This window comes from Halorubrum sp. AJ67 (genome assembly GCF_000513435.1).
The window spans coordinates 107,612-108,211 of the sequence record NZ_CBVY010000012.1; the positions used below are offsets into that span (position 1 = coordinate 107,612).

At 73.8% G+C, this 600-nt stretch carries 1 protein-coding gene; it reads right to left on the reverse strand.

All coding sequences use genetic code 11. The annotated features are described in order from the left end of the window. Positions 1-367 precede the first annotated feature (367 nt). A partial coding sequence (locus tag BN903_RS10795) for an ATP-binding protein (RefSeq protein WP_048077734.1) occupies positions 368-600 on the reverse strand: 233 nt, incomplete at its 5' end.

The following is a 600-nucleotide window of genomic DNA, read 5'->3' on the forward strand; positions in this document are numbered from 1 at the left end:
CGGGCGACGGCCACGTCGGTCGCGCGGAGCCGGGCCAGCGCCGACCGGAGGAGGGTCCGTCCGATCCCCTCGCCGCGGGCGTCGGGATGGACGGCGAGGTCCTTGATATGGCCGATGTCGCGGCCGTGGTTCGGCGTCCGGTCGGCGACGACGAACCCCACGACCGCGCCCGCCCGCTCAGCCACGAGGAACGCCGGCTCGCCGAGCAGCCGCTCGAAGGCGTCGTGCGGCCACGGGTCCGTAAAGCAGGCGCGCTCGATCCGGACCACCGCGAGGAGGTCGGCGCGTTCGGCCCGTCGGACCGTCACGTCTGCGACGCTCACGGGCCGGGTTGCGGGTCCTGAGGAATAAAATCGCCGGGTTCCCCCTACCCGTCGATCCACGGCTCGTCCGGATCGGCGTCCGCCGGCCCGGGAGCGCGCACCTCGAAGCACGCGCCCTCGGGCGGACGGAGCCGCCGCCCGTCCGGGAGTCCGACGAGACCGTCGGACTCGCGGCGAAGCTCCACGTCCCAACCGTGGGACTCGACGACCTCGCGGACGATGTCTAACCCGTACCCGGTCCCGTCCGCCCGCGTGGTGAACCCCGAGTCGAACACCG